Genomic DNA, 1479 nt, shown 5'->3' on the forward strand with positions numbered 1-1479 from the left:
AGCGGACGGTGTTAAAGTCACTTTCGCTGGGTGGCCTGTCCCCCCACGGGGCGTTTCGCTGGTCGGTATCGATTTCAATCCGCGGCCGAATTCGCCGTTCCTGAAGGGAACACGCATCGGAGCGCATTAATATGCGGTGCACCAGCTCGTAGAAACCCGCATCGCTTTGCGCTTCGAACGTCGGCATCTCCGGTTTCCCCGCGAATACCTCATACTCATTGGCGAGGGACCGCCAATCGACCATCGACCCGAACCGGGCGACGGGAACACCCCTCAACATTGTCTAGCTTACGACGTGGCGGAAGTCAAAAATCCTTGCCAAATTAGGATAAAAACCTGAGACGGGCGAAGCCTGTCATGCGTCCACTCTCTGCAGCCTCAGCCACTCTCCCGCGGCGTGTGAAACAGAGACCGCAAATAACGGGCGTTTTCCCGGTAACAATCGACGACGGAGCGTCCTTTGACGGTCGCCGCCTCAAGGATGAGCCAATCCTTGTAGCCAATTTCCTGGAGGACGTCACGCACCTTCGGGAAATCAATGGGGCCCTGTCCGAGGAGATGGTCGTACTCCTTCGTGTGGACCTGACAGATACGTTCCCGACCGAGTCGGCGTAATTCGGTGAAGATGTCGTAACCGGCGTAATGCATGTTGGCCACATCATAGTAAACCTGGACGGCCGGTGACCCCACGGCATCCAGGATTTTGAGATGGTCATCGACATTGAGCATGCTTTCGATGCCCAGGACGACACCTGCTTTTTCGGCCTTGGGGGCCAATCGTTTCAGTCTTCGAATGACTTCTCCCTGGAGGTCGGGTCGGTTCCGGATGTCTCCTTTACCGAAGAAGGCAAGAAGCACGATTTTCTGGCCCATGGCCGCCATCACATCGATGCAGTCGGATACCCATTCCTCGGTTCGTGGATCGCTGGCGAAAGGGACACTGTTGAGAATTCCCATCGCCAGGGATGCGATCTTCACGCCAGTTCGCTGCGACGCCTCCTCATATTGCTGGCGAACCTCCGGCTTGCGGAGATCGAAGTCGTCGCCGGGAGCCCCAAAACTCACCTGCACTCCGTCCAGACCGATTTCTTTGGCTACTTCGAACGCTCGGGGGGTTTGTCGGGCGCCCAGGGACCAGTCGCACGCACCGATCGGGTAGACTTGCGACGATTCGGCTAACGCCCGCCGTCCGGTAAACCGCCAGGCCAGGACGCCGCACACACCGAGCATCAAACGACGTGAAATCCGCATCGTTCAACCCTTTCAATTTGCGCGAAATGGTGATTTTCCTGCGATCGGTCTTCGATCGCGTTTCAGTGTAGCGTCAACGAACAGCCGAGACCACCCGGCCTGCCCTCCAGATGCGGACCTGACGAGCAGGTCCCTCCGAGAAATCATTTGGAGGGGCACGCTTGTCGCGCCCGGTGTCCATTGCTCAGGTGGTGTCACCAGCGTGGTAGGGGCAATTCATGAATTGCC

The 1479-nt window shown here is 57.8% G+C and carries 2 protein-coding genes; both read right to left on the reverse strand.

Annotated features, from left to right (window positions below; genetic code table 11):
* Positions 1 to 187, reverse strand: a 187-nt coding sequence (locus tag H5U08_RS18590) for a hypothetical protein (RefSeq protein ID WP_297036583.1), incomplete at its 3' end; no start/stop codon positions are given.
* 191 nt (positions 188 to 378) lie between these two features.
* Positions 379 to 1251 (reverse strand): sugar phosphate isomerase/epimerase family protein, encoded by an 873-nt coding sequence (locus tag H5U08_RS18595; RefSeq protein WP_297036585.1) that lies wholly within the window; start codon positions 1249 to 1251, stop codon positions 379 to 381.
* Positions 1252 to 1479 lie beyond the last annotated feature (228 nt).

The sequence above is a fragment of the Thermogutta sp. genome, assembly GCF_014359955.1.
GTDB lineage: Bacteria > Planctomycetota > Planctomycetia > Pirellulales > Thermoguttaceae > Thermogutta.